Below are 20,508 nucleotides of genomic sequence, written 5' to 3' on the forward strand. Positions count from 1 at the left end.
ATAAGGATATAGTGATGAAAAAAATAACAACTTTGACGGCACTCGCAACCAGTATTTTACTTGCTCAACACACCTATGCTTTTGAAGCAATGACCGACGAAAGCTTGGGTGCAGTTACTGGCCAAGATGGTATTTCGATTACCCATGAAGTTTCTAGAGTCAAAGTCGATCAATTAAATTGGGTTGACCCAACCGACCAAAATAAGATGAAAATGGGTTTGCACAATGTACAAATAGATGGCGTTGGACAAAGTACCATTAGATCAAAATTAGATTTTGATGTGGGGATGACGGATGCAGGTGTAGGTATGCGTATTGCAGCCAGTGTCAGCCCATTTACGGCTGTTGCACAAAATATTATGCTGCTCTGTCAAGGTACGACGTGCCAAACGCCTGCGCAAAACTTAGGTTCGCTTACGATTGCAACAACTTCACCTTTAAAAGTATTACTTGAAACCAGCAATGGTCTATTTAACCGTAATGATGCGGCTTATATGGAATTTCAATTGCAAAATGCCAGTATTAGTCATGGGATGAATGGACATAGCGTAACGTTAAAGGATTTTAACTTTAACTTTGCGGGTTCAGGTTATATGTATATCGCAGCAGATGAAGGTATTGTCCTCACCACAAAATCAACGGGAAGCAAAGACCATACGATTAACCTTGGACGAGTAAAAGATACATCAGATGTTCATAGTTCACGTAGTGATGCAACAAACCCTGGAGTGAATATTGATCTACGCTATGGTACTGATGGTGGTGCGCAGCGGAATTTAATTCGTATGGGAGCATCGGGTGCTGTCACCAATGCACGAGTTGCCTTAAATGCTAATCAAGACGGAATTAAAGATTTTGGTCTAGCAACGAAAGCTTCAGGATATGAGTCCGTTGGCTCAGGTGGTTTACATTTAGGTGTGCGCGCAGATTTCACTTCAAAGGATGATCCTAGCCTTGTTGCAGGTCAAGCACCGACAACCTTAGAAATTGGCCATACGGGCATAGGTAGTTATGCCATTGAGTTTTCTAACTTAACGTCTTTAGTCGCTGATAAAAATGCCTATATTGATTTTGGCGATATTTATATCAATACCATTCAAGCAAAAAGCCTTGATTTTCTGGTAAATGAGAAATTAAAAGCGACATTAGGTTTAACCAATAATGTTTTAACCCAAAACTTGTCAAATCAAACGGCGGGCGGAAATTTTGCACTAGTGGCGATTCGTGGTATGGATTTTCAGTCCATCGCGCGTACCGCACGATTTATTTCTGATAACTCAATTGCTGCAATTGCAAGTAATGACAATAGTTGGGGGATTGGTATCCCGATTTATAATATGAATGCCAATGTTGCATTATCAGAGAAAAAATACAGTTATAAAAATGCGGCTGAAAAATCAGGTATTGGCTATAACCTTGTAATGAGCACAGATGGTTATGGTGTTGATAAAAAAACAGGAACACCAAGTACAACTTCCATTATTTTGATTGATGGTAAAAAAGGTATTAATGGTCAAGAAGTCAATTATTATGCAGGCTTACGAAACATCAATGCCCTTATTCAATCTGATGGTGTGATTGGTTATGAAAATGATGGCATCTATGTACGTGCAGATAATTTATTGATTGCAGCTAATGCCGAGTTAGCGATTGGTCAACTTCCGGGTTCAACCTATAACTGTGCGACTACAGCTTCTGCCAAATGTGGGACTACAGTACCTTTAGATAATTTCTCTAAACGTGATGATGTGTTGACGAATATTGCGTTTAAACTTGATGGTAAAGGTGAGCTATTTATAGTACCGGGCCTAAATGACAGTGCAGAAAATAATTATTTATCTTTTCGTGGAAGCTTTGAATTTAAAGCATTAACAGATGCTGAAAAGAAAGATCAAAAAGTTATGGGAAGCTATTTAAGTTTGATGAATGAAGATGTAAATGCCAGCGGTGTCGTTTCAGCTTCAAGTATCAATATTAATAAAATGCAGGGCGATCTAGGTTTTGATGCTCGAATTAAAATGAAACAAGATTCGGTAGAGTTTGATAATCAGGTGAAATTCAATCCAACCAATAATATGTCTAAAGCGTTTCGTGCAGAAGTATCGATGTTAACAAATGGCAATATGCAAAAGATGGCGGATATAGCCCTAACCGGTGGAACAATGCGAAGCACCATGGGGATTACTCCACGCTAATAATATTAAATCAATAACAAATAAATAAAATAACGAACAGGGAATTTGTTATGAAAAAGAAGTTAATCAGAGGTTTGATCTTCTCGACATTTGCGATGAGTAGCTTATCTCATGCAATGATGGCTTTAGATGATGAAAGCTTATCAAAAGTTGATGGTCAAGCATTACTCTCCATGGAATATACGCAGGGGTATAATTCTGTGGATGAGAGTGGACAAGCCGTAGACCAATCCAATGTCGGCTTTTATAAGCTTGGTTTAGAAGCTGAAATGGAGCTCAATGCCAATATTAAAAAGCTGCAATTGGGTTGTGGTGGTGCAAATGGCTCAGGTGCTTGTGATATTGATATCGATCATATTTCATTGAGTGGATTGCCTGTAAATAGCAATTATACGTCTGATGAACGTGCGGCAACTTCTGCTTTGTTGACCAATCCTTTTATCGAAATTGCAATTAAAGATCCCAAATCAGCTGCAACTCGTGAAGTGATGGGCTTTCGTCTGAGCGCTGAAAAAATTTCTGGGTTAATGACATTAGGTACAGAAAATAGTAATACACCCAATGGTATCAACACCTTTAGTGGGTATATGAAAACCAAAGCGTCTGCGGGTGTTGCAACAACTGCCGAGCGTGTGATGGACTATGCTTCTACGCAGCAATACATTGAAGGGGCAGTTAAGGGGACATTATTTGGTGCTGAAGTTGATCTACCGCTTCACTACAAATCAGATAATTATTCCTTTAATTTAAAATCAACCACAGCACCTTTTACAATTCCAGCCACTGTCGTGAGCGGGAATAGAATTAAGGATAATATTGCGGTATTAAAAGGCACAGGTACAGTTGATCGTCTAGATTTTAGTGGTCCATTAGAAGCTCAGATCTCTCTACTTGGGTTAAATATTAATTTGAATAAAGACGTAACAGGCTATCTTACTGGACTACAAACCGATATTACGGTAAATCAAAGTTTAGGTTTGATCCATGCACTTTATCTAAATAACCCTGCTTCGTTATCCTTACAAGCTCAAAAAATACTCTGGCCTGGTGCTGCAGTTGCAGCAGAAAGAGGTTGGTGGTTGGCGATGGAAGATGAGGTCGATTTGGGGAGTATTACACCTTCAGATAAAGTGGCGATTACGGATGAAGTGTTGAAACAAACGATCGCTGGAATTAACCATGACTTAAGTACCAATGTTCGTAATTGTGGAGATTTAATCTTTGGTTGTGTTGCAGGTTCGGCTTTAGATGTTAAAGAAATTAAAAACCCGTCATTAATTGATTTCCCATTAAACAATTTAAAACTTTCTGGACAGGAGTTTCGTTCTAACTGCTTCGGCGGGCTGAAATTCTGTTAAGGCTTAAAGTATTTAATATAAAAAAATCCCGCACTTAGCGGGATTTTTTTATATTTAGCGCAAATTATTTTGCAATTTTCGCTAAAAGGTCTTCTTTACTGAGGTTGCTTGATTCTTCATCACGGCGACCTTTGTACTCAAATGTACCAGCATCCAAACCTTTCTCACCAATAACGATACGGTGTGGAATACCTGTTAACTCGATATCAGAGAATTTAACACCTGGACGTTCATTACGATCATCTAGAAGAACATCATAACCAGCAGCAGTTAATTCTGCATACAGTGCTTCAGCTGCTTCTAACGTGCGCGGTGATTTATGCGCATTCATTGGCACAATAGCAACTTCGAAAGGAGCAATTGCAGACGGCCAAATAATCCCTTTGTCATCGAAGTTTTGTTCAATTGCAGAAGCAACAACACGGGTTACACCAATACCATAGCAACCCATAGTCACAACGAGAGGTTTGCCGTCTTCACCTAAGACTTTACAGCCAAGTGCTTCAGAGTATTTTTGACCCAACTGGAAGATATGACCAACTTCGATACCACGTTTAATCAAGATTGTACCTTGACCGTCTGGAGAAGGGTCACCTTCAACAACATTACGAAGGTCATAAACTTCGGTGTATTGTGCATCACGTTCCCAGTTTACACCTACAGCATGTTTATCGACTTGGTTTGCACCAGCAACAAAGTCTGAAAGTACAGACGCTGCACGGTCAACAATAACTGTAATGCCTTTTTCGGTTAAGCCTTGAGGGCCACAGAAACCAGCCGTTAAACCTAAGTCAGCCAATTGTGCTTCAGTTGCAAAGGCCAATGGAGCAGCAATTAATGGGTGTTTTTCAGCTTTAATTTCATTCAGTTCATGGTCGCCACGTAGGAATAAGGCAACCACTGGCGCAGCTTTACCTTCTTCAGCAACACCTTGAACCAACAATGCTTTTACAGATTGAGCAGGGTTTGATTTAAGGAATTCAGAAACATCAGCTATGGTTTTTTGATTTGGTGTATCAATAATTTCAAGTGCTTTAGTCGGAGCAGCACGTTCACCAACTAGTACGGCTTCAGCCATTTCTACGTTAGCAGCATAATCTGACTCTGTAGAGAATGCGATGTCATCTTCACCGCTAGAAGCAAGTACGTGGAATTCATGAGAACCCGAACCACCAATTGAACCTGTATCCGCTTGAACTGGACGGAAATTTAAACCTAAACGCGTGAAAATCTTGCAGTAAGCTGCATACATATTGTCATAGGTTTCTTGTAAAGAGGCTTGGTCAACATGGAAAGAATAGGCATCTTTCATGATGAATTCACGTGAACGCATCACACCAAAACGAGGGCGGATTTCGTCACGGAATTTGGTTTGTACTTGGTAGAAGTTTGCAGGCAATTGCTTATAGCTTTTCAACTCATTGCGAGCAAGATCTGTAATCACTTCTTCATGTGTAGGGCCAAGTACAAAGTCATTGTTATGACGGTCTTTAAAACGTAAAAGTTCTGGACCATATTGTACGAAACGACCTGATTCTTCCCATAAAGATGCAGGTTGAGTGACAGGCATCAGGACTTGAAGTGAACCAGCACGATCCATCTCTTCGCGGATAATCGCTTCAACTTTATTTAATACGCGAACGCCCATCGGCAGCCAAGTGTATAAACCTGAAGCCAATTTACGAATCATCCCGGCACGAAGCATCAGCTGATGTGAAATAACTTCAGCATCGTTTGGGGTTTCTCTTAACGTTGCAAATAAAAAGCGACTCGCGCGCATGGAAACTGTCCTAAAAAATTAAGCGTTAAAGTGGAGAGTATACAATAAAAAATGAGGTGAACATTTTCCAAAGTCACCTCATTTTAGATTTTGTCATTATGACATGATTTTTTTTGCCTGACGTGCAAGGAAGTTTCGGAAATCATCCAAATAAGTAAAAATCACTGGGACTACCACGAGTGTCAGTAGGGTAGAGGTAATCACCCCGCCAATTACAGCGTGTGCCATTGGCGCGCTTTGTTCACCGCCTTCACCCAGACCAAGTGCAAGCGGAACCATACCCATCACCATTGCGCTGGTAGTCATTAAAATGGGGCGTAAACGGGTTTTACCTGCTTCAATAATTGCGTCATAACGATCTACACCATGATCCATAGCTTTTTTAATAAAGTCGATGAGTAGAATTGCGTTCTTAGTTACCAAACCCATGAGCATAATAATCCCGATAATGGAAAAGAGGTTCATGGTTGAATTAAATAAGAATAGGGCCAAGAACACCCCAATCAATGATAGGGGTAATGACGCCATAATGGCTGCAGGGTGAATGAAGCTATTAAATTGTGAACCCAAAACAATATAAATAAACACAATAGAGAGGGTAATTGCCGTCATTGCATAACCAGCAGATTCAGCCATATCTTTATTGGCACCTTGCGTGACAAAACTATAACCCGGTGGCAAGTCGAAATTTTTCTCGATCTCATTGATTTCGGCACCAATATCACCCGCAGGACGACCTGCCGTATTGGCTTCAACCATCACTTCACGTGCTAGATCACGACGGTTAATTTGTGAAGCACCCAATGTTTCTTCAAAGCTAGCCACACTTGCCAATGGAACCAAGATAGGTAAGCCTGTGGCATCGGTTTTTTGTGATGTGATGTACATGCTTTGAATGTCTGTTGGCAGTCGACGCTGATCTTCAGTGAGTCGTAAATTTACATCATAGGTTTCGCCTTTATCATCCTTCCACGTTGTTACATTATCCCCCGCAAGAAGAGGGCGTAATACATTGGCGATTTGATTGACGGATAAACCTAAATCACTGGCTAAAACGCGATTGATATGTACACCTAAGGTCGGTTTAGGTTCTTTGAGTGAGCTTTCTAAGTCGACAATACCGTCGACTTTCGAAATTTCTTTCATGAAGCGGTCAGAAATGCGTTGTAACTCATCTAAGTCTGGTCCTTTAATCGAGATCATAACCGGCTTTTGGCCGCCCGATACTGTTTCATCAGCTGAGGCAATCGAGGTAATGGTAATACCTGCTACATGTTTTAAGCGGGTACGGAATTCATTGTTGAGATCCGTTAATGTTTGACTACGCTCCGTACGTGGTGAAACAGTGACACGAATGCTAGCATGGTTTTTACCCCGATCAGTGGCACTATTAATTGCACCATAAGTGGCTTTGACTTCTGGATGCTGGCGAATGATACGATCGACTTGCTTAAGCTTCGCCTGTGAATATTCAAGGGTTGCATCAACGGGTGTTTCAAATTTGATCCGAATTTCACCTTTGTCTGGTACGGGTACAAATTCAGTTCCGATCAGTTTGGATAAGCCCAATGCACCAAATAATGATGCAACGGCGATTAAAAGGGTAATGAGCCTAAATTTTAAAGCAAGCTTGAGTAATTTTTCATAATGATGGCTTAGGTTGTCGAGCTTGCCCGAAATCCAGTTAAAAAAACGTTTGATTTTACCCGGCTTTTTATTTAGATCTTGGCGCTCTGCCCAGTGAGCAGACAACATGGGGTCAAGGGTGAAACTCACAAACATCGAAATCAGTACAGCGGTACTAACGGTTACACCAAATTGATAGAAGAAACGCCCAATAATACCGCCCATAAATGCCACAGGTAAAAATACCGCGACAATGGTCAAGGTCGTGGCCAATACAGCTAAACCAATTTCTTTCGTGCCGTCGAGTGCGGCGGTGACATGGTCTTTGCCCATATCGGCATGGCGGACAATATTTTCACGAACCACAATGGCATCATCAATGAGTAGACCGATACTCAGCGAGAGAGCCAGTAGGGTCATCATGTTGATGGTAAAACCAAAAATCCAAACAAAGGTGAGGGTGCCCAGTAGCGAAATCGGTAGGGTTAAACCTGTAATAGCTGTCGAACGAAATGAACCGAGAAATAGCAAAACAATGAAGACTGCAAGTACAGCACCTTCAATAATGGTACGTGCCACATCTTTAATGCTGCCACGAATACCTTTAGATGAATCAACCACAATTTCTGCCGTCGTGCCTTGTGGTAATTGCTGTTGAATTTTACTTAAAGTTTTACGGGTATTATCAACCACCTCAATCACATTAGAGTCCGAACTTCGCAGAATGTCGACAGCAACGGCTGTTTTACCATTCAGATAGGCACTCGACTCCATTTCGGCTTGGCTATCTTCTATCTCGGCAATTTGTTTGAGATAAATCGGCGCGCCATTTTTATTGGCAACCACTAAATCTCCGAAAGAATTTGGGTGAATAACTCGAGATTTAATTTCGACCACCAATTCTGAATTCTTTTGTTTTAAGGTTCCTCCCGGAACTTCAATATTTTCAGATTTTAAGGTGTTTATAACTTGATCGATCCCAATCCCGAAACTTTGTAATTTTTGTGGATTTACTTGTATTCGAATTTGTCGCTGCGCATCGCCCAATAAATTGACCGTACCGACACCAGGAACTGTTCTAAGTTGTGGCACAATCCGTTGATTCAGATAGGAACTCAAATCACGTAAAGACATGTCCTTCGATTCAAAAACAATCGACATAATCGCACTGGCAGTAGGGTCGTAGCGTTCTACAATCGGGTCATCAATTTCATCACGAAATTGTGCGGTTACTGGTGCAATTTTATCTCGAATATCTTGTGCAGCTACCGAGGATGAGACATCTAGATTAAATTCGACAATGACCGTGGATAAACCTTCACTGGACTGTGAAATCACTTGCTTGAGGCCAGAAATGGTATTGATCTGATCTTCAAGTTTCTTAGTGATTTCAGATTCGACAGACTCAGGAGAAGCACCTGGATAGTTGGTGTAGACCACAACAAAAGGGAAGTCGACATCAGGAAATTCCTCAACGCCCATACGTTGCCAAGAAGCGAGTCCTAGCACCATCAGACAGAACATCATCATGATGGTGAAAACAGGATATTTCACACTAATTCGGGTTAACCACATAACAACTGTCCTGCCTTATTCTTTTAATTTTGGCTGATACTTACATCTTGTTTGATATCTGAATCATTAAATTTAATTCGGCTGATCAGATCACTATTTTGTAAGCCCTGAACAATCGCGGTGTTATTGCTATAATTCTGATTCAAAATTTGTACAGGCACTTTGGCAATTTTATTTTGACGAATGACCCAGACATAAGGTTGGTCTTTTAGACTTTGAATGGTATCGAGTGGAATTTTTTGGCCTGAAATATTATCGGTACCTAAAATGTAACCTTCGACAAAAGCACCAATACTTAATGATGTAATGGTTTCATTTGGGGCTGCAAAAAATTCAATTTGACGACTAGCCTGATCGGCAATTGGTGAAATCCGACTGATTTGTGCTGTGAGTAAATTGCTATTGCCTTGGATGTTATATTCAATCTTTTGTCCAATTTTCAGCGCTGCTTGCTGATCACTTGGTAATTTGGCTTGAATTTCTAATTGGTCTGGATTGACGATTTCAAAAAGGGTTTGTCCGGCAGCAACCGTTTGTCCCGGTTCAACATCACGCTTGGTAATCACGCCTTGGATAGGGCTATAAATGGTGCCGTCTTGATTGGCTTTACGTGCAATATCGACATTGGCTTGTTGGGCGCGAACATTTTCCATTTGAGCTTGGTAATCGACACGACTTTGTTCAAACTCTACTTTGGAAATAAAGCCTTGATTTAGCAAGCGCTGTTTGCGCTCCATCATCAGTTTGGCTTGATTGGCTTGAGCTTGTGTGGATGCGAGGTTCGCTTGTGATTGAGCAAGACGTGCTGCGTTGTCTTGATTATTTAAATGCACCAACACTTGGCCTTTGCTGACACGTTGTCCGACCTCTGCATTCACATTGGTTGCAGTCGCAGTGACTTGGGCTTGAATACTGCTCTGATTGACTGCCCGAATGGTGCCTGTAAAGGCTGTTTTTGAAATGGCGTTGCCTTGTTCGATCGTCACCAGATCTTGTTGAATCAATTCAATCTTATTTTCTGGTTTTACACTTTGCTGCGGATCTTCTTTTTGACATGCAGCCAAAGTCAGGCTTATGCAAAGCAGGCTAAGCTTTAAAAAAGGGGATGATTGCTGTGCAGATTGCATAATGGTCCTTATATCAGCGGTCTACAAAAGCAATTGAATAACAAGTTTATTCCATCGCTTTTAAACGCGTAATAATTCTGTCGTATTCAGCTTCTGTATTTCGATAGCGAGTTTGTAACGATTGAATGTATTCTTTTTTCGCTACCATATTTTTTTGATTATTATCCAACATTGTTTTTAATTTTGCCGGAACGGTTTCACCTTTTCGAAAATGTTCACGTTCTTGGCGAACAAATAATACACGATCATTTTGTAATTGTTTTAATTGTTCTTGTTCAAACACGATCTGTTTACGTATACCAGTCAGTGCATCACGCTTTTTAATGGCCGCAGTTCGGCTATTGGTATAGGCTTTTTTAAGTTTGATATCTGAAGCTTGCTGACGTGCTTGGGCAGCACGCTGAGGAGCTTGTCTAACGTCCGCTTCAGCATTGTAGGGGCGGTTACGTTTAATCACTTGCATATTTTGATCAAGTGCTTCATAACCATAGCGGATGTGATTTGGTGTCACATTGGTACTGATGTTTGCTATGCCTTTACTGTCATAGTAACGATACCAAGTCGCCTTTTGTGGTTGCTGCGTATTGGTTGGTGCAGCAAATAAAAGCGGGGTATAAGCCAGTAAACATGTCGTCAGAATGACTTTTTTTGAGAAATGTTTAAGGCCAATCAAGTGAATTTTTTTTGTAAACGAACTCAACCTTGTACTCCCCAGTTTAAAGTTGACTAAATTACTTATTTTAAAGTAATAATCTTGCTATAATATGCTTAATTAAGACAATTAAATACTATTCCAAGTTAAAAAAAAATCGTTGGTCATCGGAAAGTGTGAAGCAGTTAATAAAAACAAGAAATCTTGTGTGTTTGCGCAGAAAATGTTCATTGAAAACGCAAGTAAAGATATGTTAAAAATGTTCACAACTTGTAAATAATAATGCTGCTAACTTAATTGTTTGTACATCCTCAATGGGTAGGGTCAATAAATGGACGATAAATTCCAAAATCTAAAAGTCATGGTAATTGATGATTCAAAAACCATTCGTCGTACGGCCGAAACGCTGCTTCAGCGTGAAGGATGTGAAGTAGTCACTGCTGTAGATGGTTTTGAAGCACTTTCAAAAATTGCAGATGCGAATCCAGATATCGTATTTGTCGATATAATGATGCCACGTCTAGATGGCTATCAAACTTGTGCCCTGATTAAAAACTCTCAAAATTATCAAAATATTCCTGTGATTATGCTTTCAAGTAAAGACGGTTTATTTGATCAGGCGAAGGGTCGTGTTGTGGGTTCGGATGAATACTTAACGAAGCCATTCAGTAAAGATGAATTGCTGAATGCAATCCGTAATCACGTTACAGCTTAATTAGATTTTTTATTTTTTGGGGAAAAAGCATGGCACGTATCCTAATCGTTGATGATTCACCAACAGAAACATTCCGTTTTAAAGAAATTTTAGGTAAACACGGTTTTGAAGTGATTGAAGCTTCAAATGGGGCAGATGGTGTGACAATGGCTCAAGCAGAGTTACCTGATTTGGTCTTAATGGATGTGGTAATGCCGGGTGTGAATGGATTCCAAGCAACACGTCAAATTGCACGTGGTGCGACCACCAAACATATCCCGATTGTCATTGTAAGTACCAAAGATCAGGCAACTGACCGTGTTTGGGGTAAACGCCAAGGTGCTTCTGATTATCTAACTAAACCTGTAGACGAAAAACAATTAATTGATGTGATTAAGCAACACCTCAATGCAGGATAAAGCTCTATGGCAGCAAATGGATTTATCGAATTACTTCGAATCGCAAAACGAGGAAACAAAAACTACGTTTCCACTGAAAATGAAGTAAACCGATGGTCAGGCATTGCTTTTGAGATGATGGGGCAATATTACGTTGCTCCTTTAGGTGAAGTAGCTGAAGTGATCTACCCACCAAAATATACGCCAGTTCCCAACACCCAACCTTGGGTGATGGGACTAGCCAATATTCGGGGACGCTTACTTTCTTTGTCTGACCTAGCACAATATATAACCGGTCATCGAAGTAGTTTTTCACCCACTCAAAAAGTTTTATGTATTAGTCATAATGACCATTATGTCGGTTTGGTAGTCGATCAAGTTTTGGGTATTCAACACTTTAATAAGAAAAGTTATTTTTCTAAACATAATGAGTTGGATCGAAATTTACAGGAATATTGTCAGGGGTATTTCCACCAGCATAACCAGCAGTGGAATGTATTTCTCTTCAGTCGTTTACTGCAAAATCCAAAATACATGAACGCATCTATAAAATTTATAAATTAATTGTCGCGCACGAACGAAAGAAGGCGTAATCGGGGAGAAGCTGAATGGGCTTTAAACTTAAAAAGAAAAATACGGGTGAAAGCACCAGTGGTCGTAAAGGCGGTAATGCTTTTCTGGCAAAACTGCAATCACAGACAGATCAATTATCTCGAGTTTTTGGTGATAGTGAAAAATCCAAACCATTTATTTATGGTGCGATTGGTTCATTAGTACTGGCAACGATCATTTTATTATACCTATTCTATAGCGTTCCTCGCGGTAACCAATTAACGCAAAGTTTGGGTGAACTCCGTCTTCTTTCGCAAACAATTTCGCGTCAAGCAACTGAGGCAACTGCTTCAGGTACTGAAGATGCAATGAAAAAATTAATTGCCTCTCAAGATTCGTTCAAAGAAAACTTAGAAACAGTAAAAGATATTCATGCGAATACCGATGCGCTGAAATCTGTAGATACGCAGTGGGCTGAAGTTTCAAAAAGTATTGACTTGATTACTTCGCAACAAAAAATCATTAACAAGTTATATGACACGAACATCGCGATTGGTGAAACCATTCCGGGGATTCAGGCGGAATATAACCTGATGGTCGATCAAATGGCGCGTCAAGACATGCCTTCGAACCAGGTGGTTATTGCGAAAAACCAAGTATTCATTGCGGAACGTATTTTACGTTCGATCAGTTCGGTGCTTTCAGGTTCTGATAGCTCACGTGAGTCTGCGGATGACTTCAGTGCCGATACGGAAACCTTCGGTTTGTACTTAAATGCTCAATTGGACGGTAGTGCAGAGCTCGGTGTACAGCGTATTGAAAGCCCTGAATTACGTGAATCACTTGAAGGTATTAAAGCCGAATATGACGACGTATTAAAATCAGCTTCAGCGACGATTTTGAAAAACTCAACACAAATTGTGAACGTACGTAAAGCATCTTCACAAATTTTTGCTGAGTCAGACAATTTGTTGGGTAATTTAAATCAATTGTCTTCTAACACTGGTCTGAAAACCATTTTACCTGCGGTACTGTTGATTCTTGCATTAACAGCCTTCTTGATCTGTGTATTCAAACTTCTTTCTTTACGTGGTCAATCTGATAAATTCCGTGTAACCCGTCTTCAAGAAGAATATGACCGTAACCAGAACGCGATTTTACGTTTACTCGATGAAATTGCCGATCTTGCAGACGGTGACTTGCGTTCGTATGCGACGGTATCTGAAGACTTTACCGGTGCGATTGCCGACTCGATTAACTTCGCAATCGACCAATTACGTGACCTTGTATCGCGTATTACAGAAACTTCTCAAGAAGTTGCACAGTATACGGCGAATACGCAGGGTATTACCAACCAGCTTGCAGAAGCATCTGAGCATCAGGCGCAAGAGATTGCTGGTGCATCTGCCGCGATTAACGAAATGGCAATGTCGATTGACCAAGTATCTTCGAACGCTGAAGAATCAGCTGTCGTAGCAGAACGTTCAGTACAAATTGCTGCAAACGGTGCAGATGTTGTAAACCGTTCAATTGAAGGTATGGACACGATTCGTGAGCAGATTCAGGAAACTTCAAAACGTATTAAACGTTTGGGTGAGTCTTCTCAAGAGATTGGTAACATTGTCGCATTGATTAACGATATTGCCGACCAAACGAACATCTTGGCATTAAACGCAGCAATTCAGGCATCGATGGCAGGTGAGGCAGGTCGTGGTTTCGCCGTGGTAGCGGATGAGGTACAGCGTCTTGCGGAACGTTCAGCGTCTGCAACCAAACAGATTGAAGGCTTGGTAAAAACCATTCAAACGGATACTAACGAAGCCGTAATTTCAATGGAACAAACGACTTCGGAAGTTGTACGTGGTGCGAACTTGTCTAAGGATGCCGGCGTAGCACTGGATGAAATTCAGTCTGTATCGGGTAACTTGGCGAAACTGATTGCAAACATTTCGGATGCTGCAAAACTTCAGTCTGCTTCAGCAGGTCATATTGCGACAACGATGAACGTTGTACAAGAAATTACCTCGCAAACCACCAGTGCAACATTTGATACTGCACGTTCGGTATCTGAATTGGCGAACATGGCTGAATCATTACGTGAATCTGTATCTGACTTTAAACTCCCAGAGTAAGTCAGGCGCAAACCTGCAGTACCTTAGCTACGGTTAGGGTACTGCACCGATTACAGATAACACATCGATAAGGTGAACTTAACGTCACAGTTAAGTCTTAGGTGATGGTTACAATTAAGTTTGAGCAACCTTCTTGGTGGCAAAACATAAGAAGCCTTAGCTATGAAAGAAATATTAAAAAATTTAGTTGAAACAACTACGCTTCCTGAAGATAGTTATCTTGATCAAGATGCAGAAATTTTAGAGATTTTTGTTGAAGAAATAGAAGAAATCTTTGAAGAGCTGGCGGGTTTATTTACAACTTGGTTGGAAAATCCACAAGATAAAGACACTTTAACGACGATTCGTCGTCATTTCCATACCCTGAAAGGTTCAGGTCGTATGGTCGGGGCAAAATCGGCGGGTGAAACTGCATGGGCAGTGGAAGATACGCTGAATCGTGTTATTGCAGGTTCAGTACAGTTAACGCCAACCGTTCAAAAGTTTGCACAAACAGTTTTAAATGTTTATCAATATAAGCTCTATCCACGGTTTAAAAATGTTGCCGAATTGGATGTTGACTTACGTCCATTGGTTTTAATGGGGCAACAATTACAACAAAATATTAGCCTTGAGCCTGCACTCGAAGAATTATTAAAACTGGCAGATCAATTAAAATCTGAAGATGCTGTCACTGGTTTAGAGCTGACTGAAGTTGAAACTACAGAACATGTGGAAGTAGTTGAAAGCACGATCGATGCAGTGGCCGAATCAGAAACAACTCTTGAGCAAGTGGATGCAGATGCATCACTGGTCGAAGAGACTGTGAGCATTTTTATTGAAGAAGCTGAAGAACATCTACAAACGATTGATCAGTTCCTCCAATCTGATGATAGTAAATCACAAGACTATAATGGCTTGATTCGCGCGCTACACACCTTACGTGGTAGTTCGTCGATGGCACAAATCGAAGAGATTTTTGAAGCCAGTTCAAAAGTTGAAAATTTATTCAAAACCTTATTGCAAGACGAAATCGTATCGAGCTCGAAAGAAACTGCTTTATTGATTCAATATGCTGAATTTGTTCGTGATTATTTACACGTGCTGCGTTCAGGAGATAAGGCAAATCTTGCATCTATTTATGAAACCTTCAAAGCCGCTTGGGATGATTATGGTTTTGCTAGCCAAGATCAATTGGCGCCTGAAGATAATCCACAAGGTTTGGTTTCTAAACTAATCGAATTAAATATTGATCAGTTATTGGATGCTGAATTTGAGTTTGATAAACGTGCCCTTGCTGAATTCCCAGACTATATTCAACAGCTCAGTCAACAAGCTTTAGAGTTGATTGAACATACGGATAATCGTGCGTCTGTTGGAATCCATGATTTCACAACTCAACTGCGTGCAGCATATCAGTCTTTAGTTGAAAAGCGTGAATTACTCCATGCTGATTATGGCTATGAGTTATTTGCGCAAGCACATCAAGAGTTTATTCACTTATTTGACACTTTAGCTGCGGGTCAGCGTGTGGTGTTAAGTGAAGAGGTTCAGCGTTTCTTAAATGAGCTGACTGCATTTGTTCAACAAGACATTGAAGCAGTTGCAGCGACGACAACACCAGAAGCCCATGTAGTTGCTGAACCTGTTGCCACTGTAGAAGATAAAGCCGCTGTTCCAAATACAACAGCAGTAGACTTTGCACAATTAAGTCAGCGTATTCAACTTGATCATCAACAGATGCAAGCGGCGGATGCGAATAATGACTTTGATGAAGATCTTTTAGGGATCTTTATTGAAGAGGCAGAAGAATTATTGGTGGGGATTGATCAAGACCTCAGTACTTGGACACGTGATCAGACCAATACTTCAGCTTTGAATAATTTAATGCGTTATTTGCATACCCTAAAAGGTGGTGCAAATATGATTGCCGCATCTCATGTGGGTTTAATTTCGCATGAATTAGAATCGATTTATGAGCGCATTATTCGTCAGCAAATTTCGATTACGCCTGCGTTAATTCAAATTATTCGTTTAGTGCAGGATGATATTTCAGATCGTATTCAAACCATTCGTGACCAAGGGATCGACTACCCAGCGAATAATGTGATCGATATTCTCAAGAATATTCAGTCAATTGTGGCAGGAGAGCGTTCAGAAGCTGTTGCATTGGCTTCGGCCCCTATTTCTGCTGAAACTGAACAAACAGCAGTAGAACCAGATGTATCGGTGTCAGAGCCGATGGATGTTGCTGAAGACACTGCAGAAGCAGTGGTTGAAGCTCAAACGACTGCTCACACTGAGTCTGCTGTTGAACATCTTGAACATGCGGTTGCTGAACATGTTGAGCATCCAGATGACGATCTACGTTCTGTCATGGAAGAAACCTTCCTTGAAGAGTCTGAGGAAATTCTTGAACAAGCCGTTCAATTATTAAATCAATGGACTGAACAACGTAGTGACCGTAACGTATTGCTTCAATTACAACGTGCTGCCCACAGTATTAAGGGTGGTGCGCGTATGGTTGAAAATGAACCTGTTGCTGCAATTGCGTATCAACTTGAGACGACATTTGAGCATTTCGCTGTTCATCATTTCAACTCAAATGTATATGACGGCTTGCTCAAAACGACGTTAGCATGGTTAAAAGAAGCGATCTTCAACCACGACTATAGTAATTTTGACAGCATTAAATTGAGCTTAGAGTCTATTCAATATGTGGATGTTACGGTTCAATTACCAAACCGTGTTGCAGAATTAGAACAAGGTATTGTTAGCAAAGGCTTTGAATTTATTCAAGGTGATGGTGTTGAACCGCCATCGATGTTGGGTGAGTGGTCAGAAGCCAATTCGTCTGATAACAGTAATGAGATGATTCGTATCTCGGCTGATCTCGTCGAGAAGATGATTGACTTGTCAGGCGAAAACTCGATTAACCGTTCGCGTATTGAGATGGACTTAGGTCAGCTAGGCAATACATTGAATGAAATGGAGTTGGCGATTAAGCGACTTGCTGACCAGTTACGTCGAATGGATGGTGAGCTTGAGTCACAAATTATTGCCAAACATGGTTCTGAAAATTCACGCTATGCGGATTTCGACCCATTGGAGATGGACCAATATTCATCGATTAACCAATTGTCAAAATCTTTAGCTGAATCTGCGTCGGATTTGGTCGACTTCAAGAGCACCTTGGCAGAAAAAATCCGTGATGCGGAAGGTCTGTTATTACAACAATCACGTATTCAGTCAGAAATTCAAGAAAGTCTGATGCGTACCCGTTTGGTGCCATTTGATCGTTTGTTACCACGTTTACAACGTATTGTGCGTCAAACCTCTTCGACCTTGAACCGTCCTGCAGAATTGATTGTTCAAAATACAGAAGGTGAATTGGACCGTACGATCTTAGAGCGTTTGGTGACACCATTTGAACATATGCTGCGTAATGCGGTCGACCATGGTTTAGAAGATCCTGCTGACCGTTTGGCTTTGAAAAAGCCAGAAGTGGGTAGCATTGTCTTGAATATTAGTCGTCAGGGTACTGATGTACTGGTGTCTTTCAGTGATGATGGTAAAGGGATTGATGAAACCAAAATTAAAGACAAAGCCTTAAAACTTGGTTTAATCAAAGCGGATCAGTTCCTCGATAAACAAGAAATCTTGCAATTGATCTTCCATCCAGGTTTCTCAACGGCACAAGCGGTAACGCAAATTTCGGGTCGTGGTGTTGGTCTGGATGTGGTGCAAAGTGAAATTAAAGCCTTGGGTGGTCATGTTTCCGTTGAGTCTGAGTTAGGTAAAGGGACGACCTTTACCATTCGTGTACCAACCACAGTAGCGGTCAGCGATGCCTTGATGGTGAAAGCGGGCGATCAGCAATATGCGATTTCATTAGCGCAAATTGAACGTATTGTCCGTATTGCACCTACGGCACTTGAAACTTACTTCAATAGTAAGGATGACGTGTTTAAAATTGACAACACCAATTACAAACTACGTTATCTATCAGAGTTTGTGGGTAATCAGCCAATTCCACGTTTAAATAATGTCGGCCATTCATTGCCTGTATTGCTAATAAAAGGCAACAGTGGTCAAACCATTGCTTTATTGGTAGATCAGCTGGTGGGTTCACGTTCTCAAATCGTGGTGAAACCAATTGGTCAACAATTTACCAGTGTGGCCGCGATTGCAGGTGCCACGATTCTAGGTGATGGTCATGTATGTTTGATTTTGGATGGGCAAAATATTGCACGTCAAATTCAAACTACGCAGCGTGTTAAACATTCAGCTGAACAGCGTGATTTGGGCCGTCAAGCCAATGCGCGTCGTTTAGTGATGATTGTCGATGACTCGGTAACTGTACGTAAGGTGACTTCGCGCTTACTTGAACGTCAGGGTTATGACATCGTGACTGCGAAAGATGGTGTGGATGCAATTGAGCAGCTTGAAAATGTCCGTCCAGACTTGATGTTACTCGATATTGAAATGCCACGTATGGATGGTTTCGAAGTGACAAACTTAGTCCGTCACCATGACATTCACCGTGACTTGCCAATCATTATGATTACATCGCGTACTGGTGAAAAACATCGTGAGCGTGCATTTAGCTTAGGTGTGACTCACTATATGGGTAAACCATTCCAAGAAGCTGAATTGCTTGCCAATATTGAAGCTTTAATTGCAGAAAAGCAGGGGTAATCTATGAGCCAAAATACTGTTTCTCAGGTTGTCAGCGATAAAATTGATCAGCAGGAACTGCAACATCTCATTACGGTTTCTACCGGTTTTATCGATGCGTATATCATTGATTGTCATGGTAAAGAGCCAATGTTGTTGCCACAAAATATTGTGCTTTCAGCGCTCGATAGTGCAACCAAGGTTCCTTTTGTTGAATGGCATGAATTGAAATTGCCAGTTTTCTCGGTCAATGATCCTGCCAAAAATCAGGGCGTGGCTTTGGTGATTGAAGGCGATGATGTTGGACAGCGTTTTGCACTGATGTGTAATGAAATGCCGAAAACCATTCGTCTGCGTATTTCTGAAGTGGTTGATGAAGAAAAAGCCGTGAAAGATGCCAATATTTTCCAATATGTACGCATGGCCGATCAGGTATTTCATATTCCAAATTTAGCCAATATTCAAAACAGCATCGGGCTTCAAGCGGCTTAATATTTGCAAAAACGAGATATAAAAAAAGGAACTCAATGGAGTTCCTTTTTTTGACTATGCAGGGAATACTTAAGCCAATAGGTTTTCTAAAATCTTTTCGTAAATTTCAGAAAGTGGCTCCAATTCTTCCACATTGACGTGTTCATTGATTTGGTGAATCGTGGCATTTAAAACACCCAATTCAAGCACCTGCGCACCTGTAGGTGCAATGAATCGACCATCAGAAGTACCACCACTGGTCGAAAGTTCTGTTTCAGTCCCTGTAACTTCTCGAATGGCATCACGTGCGGCATTCACTAACTCACCTACAGGGGTTAGGAATGGCAAACCAGATAAGGTCCAAGAGATGTCATATTCAACGCCATGACGATCTAGAATTTCCAAGGTACGTGCTTTGAGTTCATCTGCCGTTACTTCAGTTGAATAACGGAAGTTAAACAGTAGATTCATCGTGCCCGGAACAACGTTGGTTGCACCTGTACCGGCATTGATATTGGAAATTTGGAACGACGTTGCAGGGAAGTATTCGTTGCCATTGTCCCACACGGTATCGCAAAGCTCGGCCAATGCTTTTGAAGCTGTATGGATTGGGTTGATTGCTAGATGTGGGTAAGCAACGTGACCTTGTTTACCTTTAACGGTTAAATTGGCATTTAGCGAACCACGACGACCATTTTTAACAATATCGCCAAGTGTGTTGGTGCTTGAAGGTTCACCCACCAAACACCACGTCATTTTTTCATTACGCGCTTCTAAAGTTTCAACAACTTTGACTGTCCCATTGATCGAAGGACCTTCTTCGTCAGAAGTAATGAGAAAGGCAATAGAACCTTTATGGTTTGGATGTTTCGCAACAAAACGTTCGGAAGCAACAACCATAGCTGCCAACGCGGTTTTCATATCTGCGCTGCCACGACCATATAGTTTTCCGTCGCGAATTTCAGGAAGAAATGGGTCAGAACCCCATGCATCCAAGTTACCCGTAGGTACTACATCCGTATGACCTGCAAAGCAAAATACTGGTGCTTCAGTCCCTTTACGTGCCCAAAGATTATCTACATCATCAAAACGCATATTTTCAATGTTAAAGCCAATTTTGGCTAAACGATCCGCCATAATGTTCTGGCAGGTATGGTCAATCGGTGTCACCGACGGTTGGCGAAGTAGTTCTAGGCTGAGATCAAGAGTTGCTGTTGAGGTCATGCTAAATACAGAAGTCAAAAATGTCGCAATATAATAGGCGAATCAACAAGCGAAGGGAAATTTAGACG

General features: G+C 41.0%; 13 protein-coding genes. 8 read left to right on the plus strand and 5 right to left on the minus strand.

Annotation, left to right across the window (positions count from 1 at the left end; translation table 11 throughout):
• Window positions 1–14: 14 nt before the first annotated feature.
• Entirely contained in the window at window positions 15–2,195 is a 2,181-nt protein-coding gene (locus FTV04_RS06845) for a DUF6160 family protein (protein WP_180089107.1), read from the plus strand.
• A 50-nt stretch (window positions 2,196–2,245) separates the two neighbouring features.
• A complete protein-coding gene (locus FTV04_RS06850; RefSeq protein WP_180009837.1) occupies window positions 2,246–3,553 on the plus strand; it encodes a hypothetical protein in 1,308 nt (435 codons plus the stop codon).
• Window positions 3,554–3,617: 64 nt separating this feature from the next.
• On the opposite strand, the gene FTV04_RS06855 is transcribed toward FTV04_RS06850, so the two are convergent.
• The 4 genes from FTV04_RS06855 to FTV04_RS06870 form a co-directional block, all read right to left on the minus strand.
• A complete protein-coding gene (locus FTV04_RS06855) occupies window positions 3,618–5,333 on the minus strand; it encodes a proline--tRNA ligase (RefSeq protein WP_180089108.1) in 1,716 nt (571 codons plus the stop codon).
• A gap of 96 nt (window positions 5,334–5,429) precedes the next feature.
• Window positions 5,430–8,534: an efflux RND transporter permease subunit gene (locus tag FTV04_RS06860; RefSeq protein ID WP_180089109.1), complete on the minus strand. Its 3,105-nt coding sequence runs from the start codon at window positions 8,532–8,534 to the stop codon at window positions 5,430–5,432.
• A 23-nt stretch (window positions 8,535–8,557) separates the two neighbouring features.
• Entirely contained in the window at window positions 8,558–9,661 is a 1,104-nt protein-coding gene (locus tag FTV04_RS06865) for an efflux RND transporter periplasmic adaptor subunit (protein ID WP_180089110.1), read from the minus strand.
• 46 nt (window positions 9,662–9,707) lie between these two features.
• A complete protein-coding gene (locus FTV04_RS06870; RefSeq protein WP_373683064.1) occupies window positions 9,708–10,301 on the minus strand; it encodes a hypothetical protein in 594 nt (197 codons plus the stop codon).
• Between the two features lie 343 nt (window positions 10,302–10,644).
• Between FTV04_RS06870 and pilG the strand changes: the two genes are divergently transcribed.
• The 6 genes from pilG (at window position 10,645) to FTV04_RS06900 (ending at window position 19,237) form a co-directional block, all read left to right on the plus strand.
• Window positions 10,645–11,028 (plus strand): twitching motility response regulator PilG, encoded by a 384-nt coding sequence (gene pilG / locus FTV04_RS06875; protein ID WP_078191060.1) that lies wholly within the window; start codon window positions 10,645–10,647, stop codon window positions 11,026–11,028.
• A gap of 29 nt (window positions 11,029–11,057) precedes the next feature.
• Entirely contained in the window at window positions 11,058–11,426 is a 369-nt protein-coding gene (locus FTV04_RS06880) for a response regulator (RefSeq protein WP_078191059.1), read from the plus strand.
• A 6-nt stretch (window positions 11,427–11,432) separates the two neighbouring features.
• Window positions 11,433–11,969, plus strand: coding sequence for a chemotaxis protein CheW (locus tag FTV04_RS06885; protein WP_078191058.1), 537 nt, complete (start codon window positions 11,433–11,435; stop codon window positions 11,967–11,969).
• A gap of 44 nt (window positions 11,970–12,013) precedes the next feature.
• On the plus strand, window positions 12,014–14,089 hold the full coding sequence (locus FTV04_RS06890; protein ID WP_180004985.1) for a methyl-accepting chemotaxis protein: 2,076 nt from the start codon (window positions 12,014–12,016) through the stop codon (window positions 14,087–14,089).
• Window positions 14,090–14,251: 162 nt separating this feature from the next.
• The gene (locus tag FTV04_RS06895) at window positions 14,252–18,766 is read left to right on the plus strand and encodes an Hpt domain-containing protein (RefSeq protein ID WP_180089112.1); all 4,515 of its coding nucleotides are present in this window, start codon (window positions 14,252–14,254) and stop codon (window positions 18,764–18,766) included.
• 3 nt (window positions 18,767–18,769) lie between these two features.
• On the plus strand, window positions 18,770–19,237 hold the full coding sequence (locus tag FTV04_RS06900) for a hypothetical protein (RefSeq protein WP_078191055.1): 468 nt from the start codon (window positions 18,770–18,772) through the stop codon (window positions 19,235–19,237).
• A gap of 69 nt (window positions 19,238–19,306) precedes the next feature.
• On the opposite strand, the gene dapE is transcribed toward FTV04_RS06900, so the two are convergent.
• On the minus strand, window positions 19,307–20,440 hold the full coding sequence (gene dapE, locus FTV04_RS06905; RefSeq protein WP_180089113.1) for a succinyl-diaminopimelate desuccinylase: 1,134 nt from the start codon (window positions 20,438–20,440) through the stop codon (window positions 19,307–19,309).
• Window positions 20,441–20,508 lie beyond the last annotated feature (68 nt).

The sequence above is a fragment of the Acinetobacter sp. YH12219 genome, assembly GCF_013417875.1.
GTDB lineage: Bacteria > Pseudomonadota > Gammaproteobacteria > Pseudomonadales > Moraxellaceae > Acinetobacter > Acinetobacter amyesii.

Excerpts from the sequence above, each read along its gene's own strand:
- FTV04_RS06845 (WP_180089107.1), top strand. The coding sequence starts at position 15 with ATGAAAAAAATAACAACTTTGACGGCACTCGCAACCAGTATTTTACTT.
- FTV04_RS06850 (WP_180009837.1), top strand. The coding sequence starts at position 2,246 with ATGAAAAAGAAGTTAATCAGAGGTTTGATCTTCTCGACATTTGCGATG.
- FTV04_RS06855 (WP_180089108.1), bottom strand. The coding sequence starts at position 5,333 with ATGCGCGCGAGTCGCTTTTTATTTGCAACGTTAAGAGAAACCCCAAAC.
- FTV04_RS06860 (WP_180089109.1), bottom strand. The coding sequence starts at position 8,534 with ATGTGGTTAACCCGAATTAGTGTGAAATATCCTGTTTTCACCATCATG.
- FTV04_RS06865 (WP_180089110.1), bottom strand. The coding sequence starts at position 9,661 with ATGCAATCTGCACAGCAATCATCCCCTTTTTTAAAGCTTAGCCTGCTT.
- pilG (WP_078191060.1), top strand. The coding sequence starts at position 10,645 with ATGGACGATAAATTCCAAAATCTAAAAGTCATGGTAATTGATGATTCA.
- FTV04_RS06880 (WP_078191059.1), top strand. The coding sequence starts at position 11,058 with ATGGCACGTATCCTAATCGTTGATGATTCACCAACAGAAACATTCCGT.
- FTV04_RS06885 (WP_078191058.1), top strand. The coding sequence starts at position 11,433 with ATGGCAGCAAATGGATTTATCGAATTACTTCGAATCGCAAAACGAGGA.
- FTV04_RS06890 (WP_180004985.1), top strand. The coding sequence starts at position 12,014 with ATGGGCTTTAAACTTAAAAAGAAAAATACGGGTGAAAGCACCAGTGGT.
- FTV04_RS06895 (WP_180089112.1), top strand. The coding sequence starts at position 14,252 with ATGAAAGAAATATTAAAAAATTTAGTTGAAACAACTACGCTTCCTGAA.
- FTV04_RS06900 (WP_078191055.1), top strand. The coding sequence starts at position 18,770 with ATGAGCCAAAATACTGTTTCTCAGGTTGTCAGCGATAAAATTGATCAG.
- dapE (WP_180089113.1), bottom strand. The coding sequence starts at position 20,440 with ATGACCTCAACAGCAACTCTTGATCTCAGCCTAGAACTACTTCGCCAA.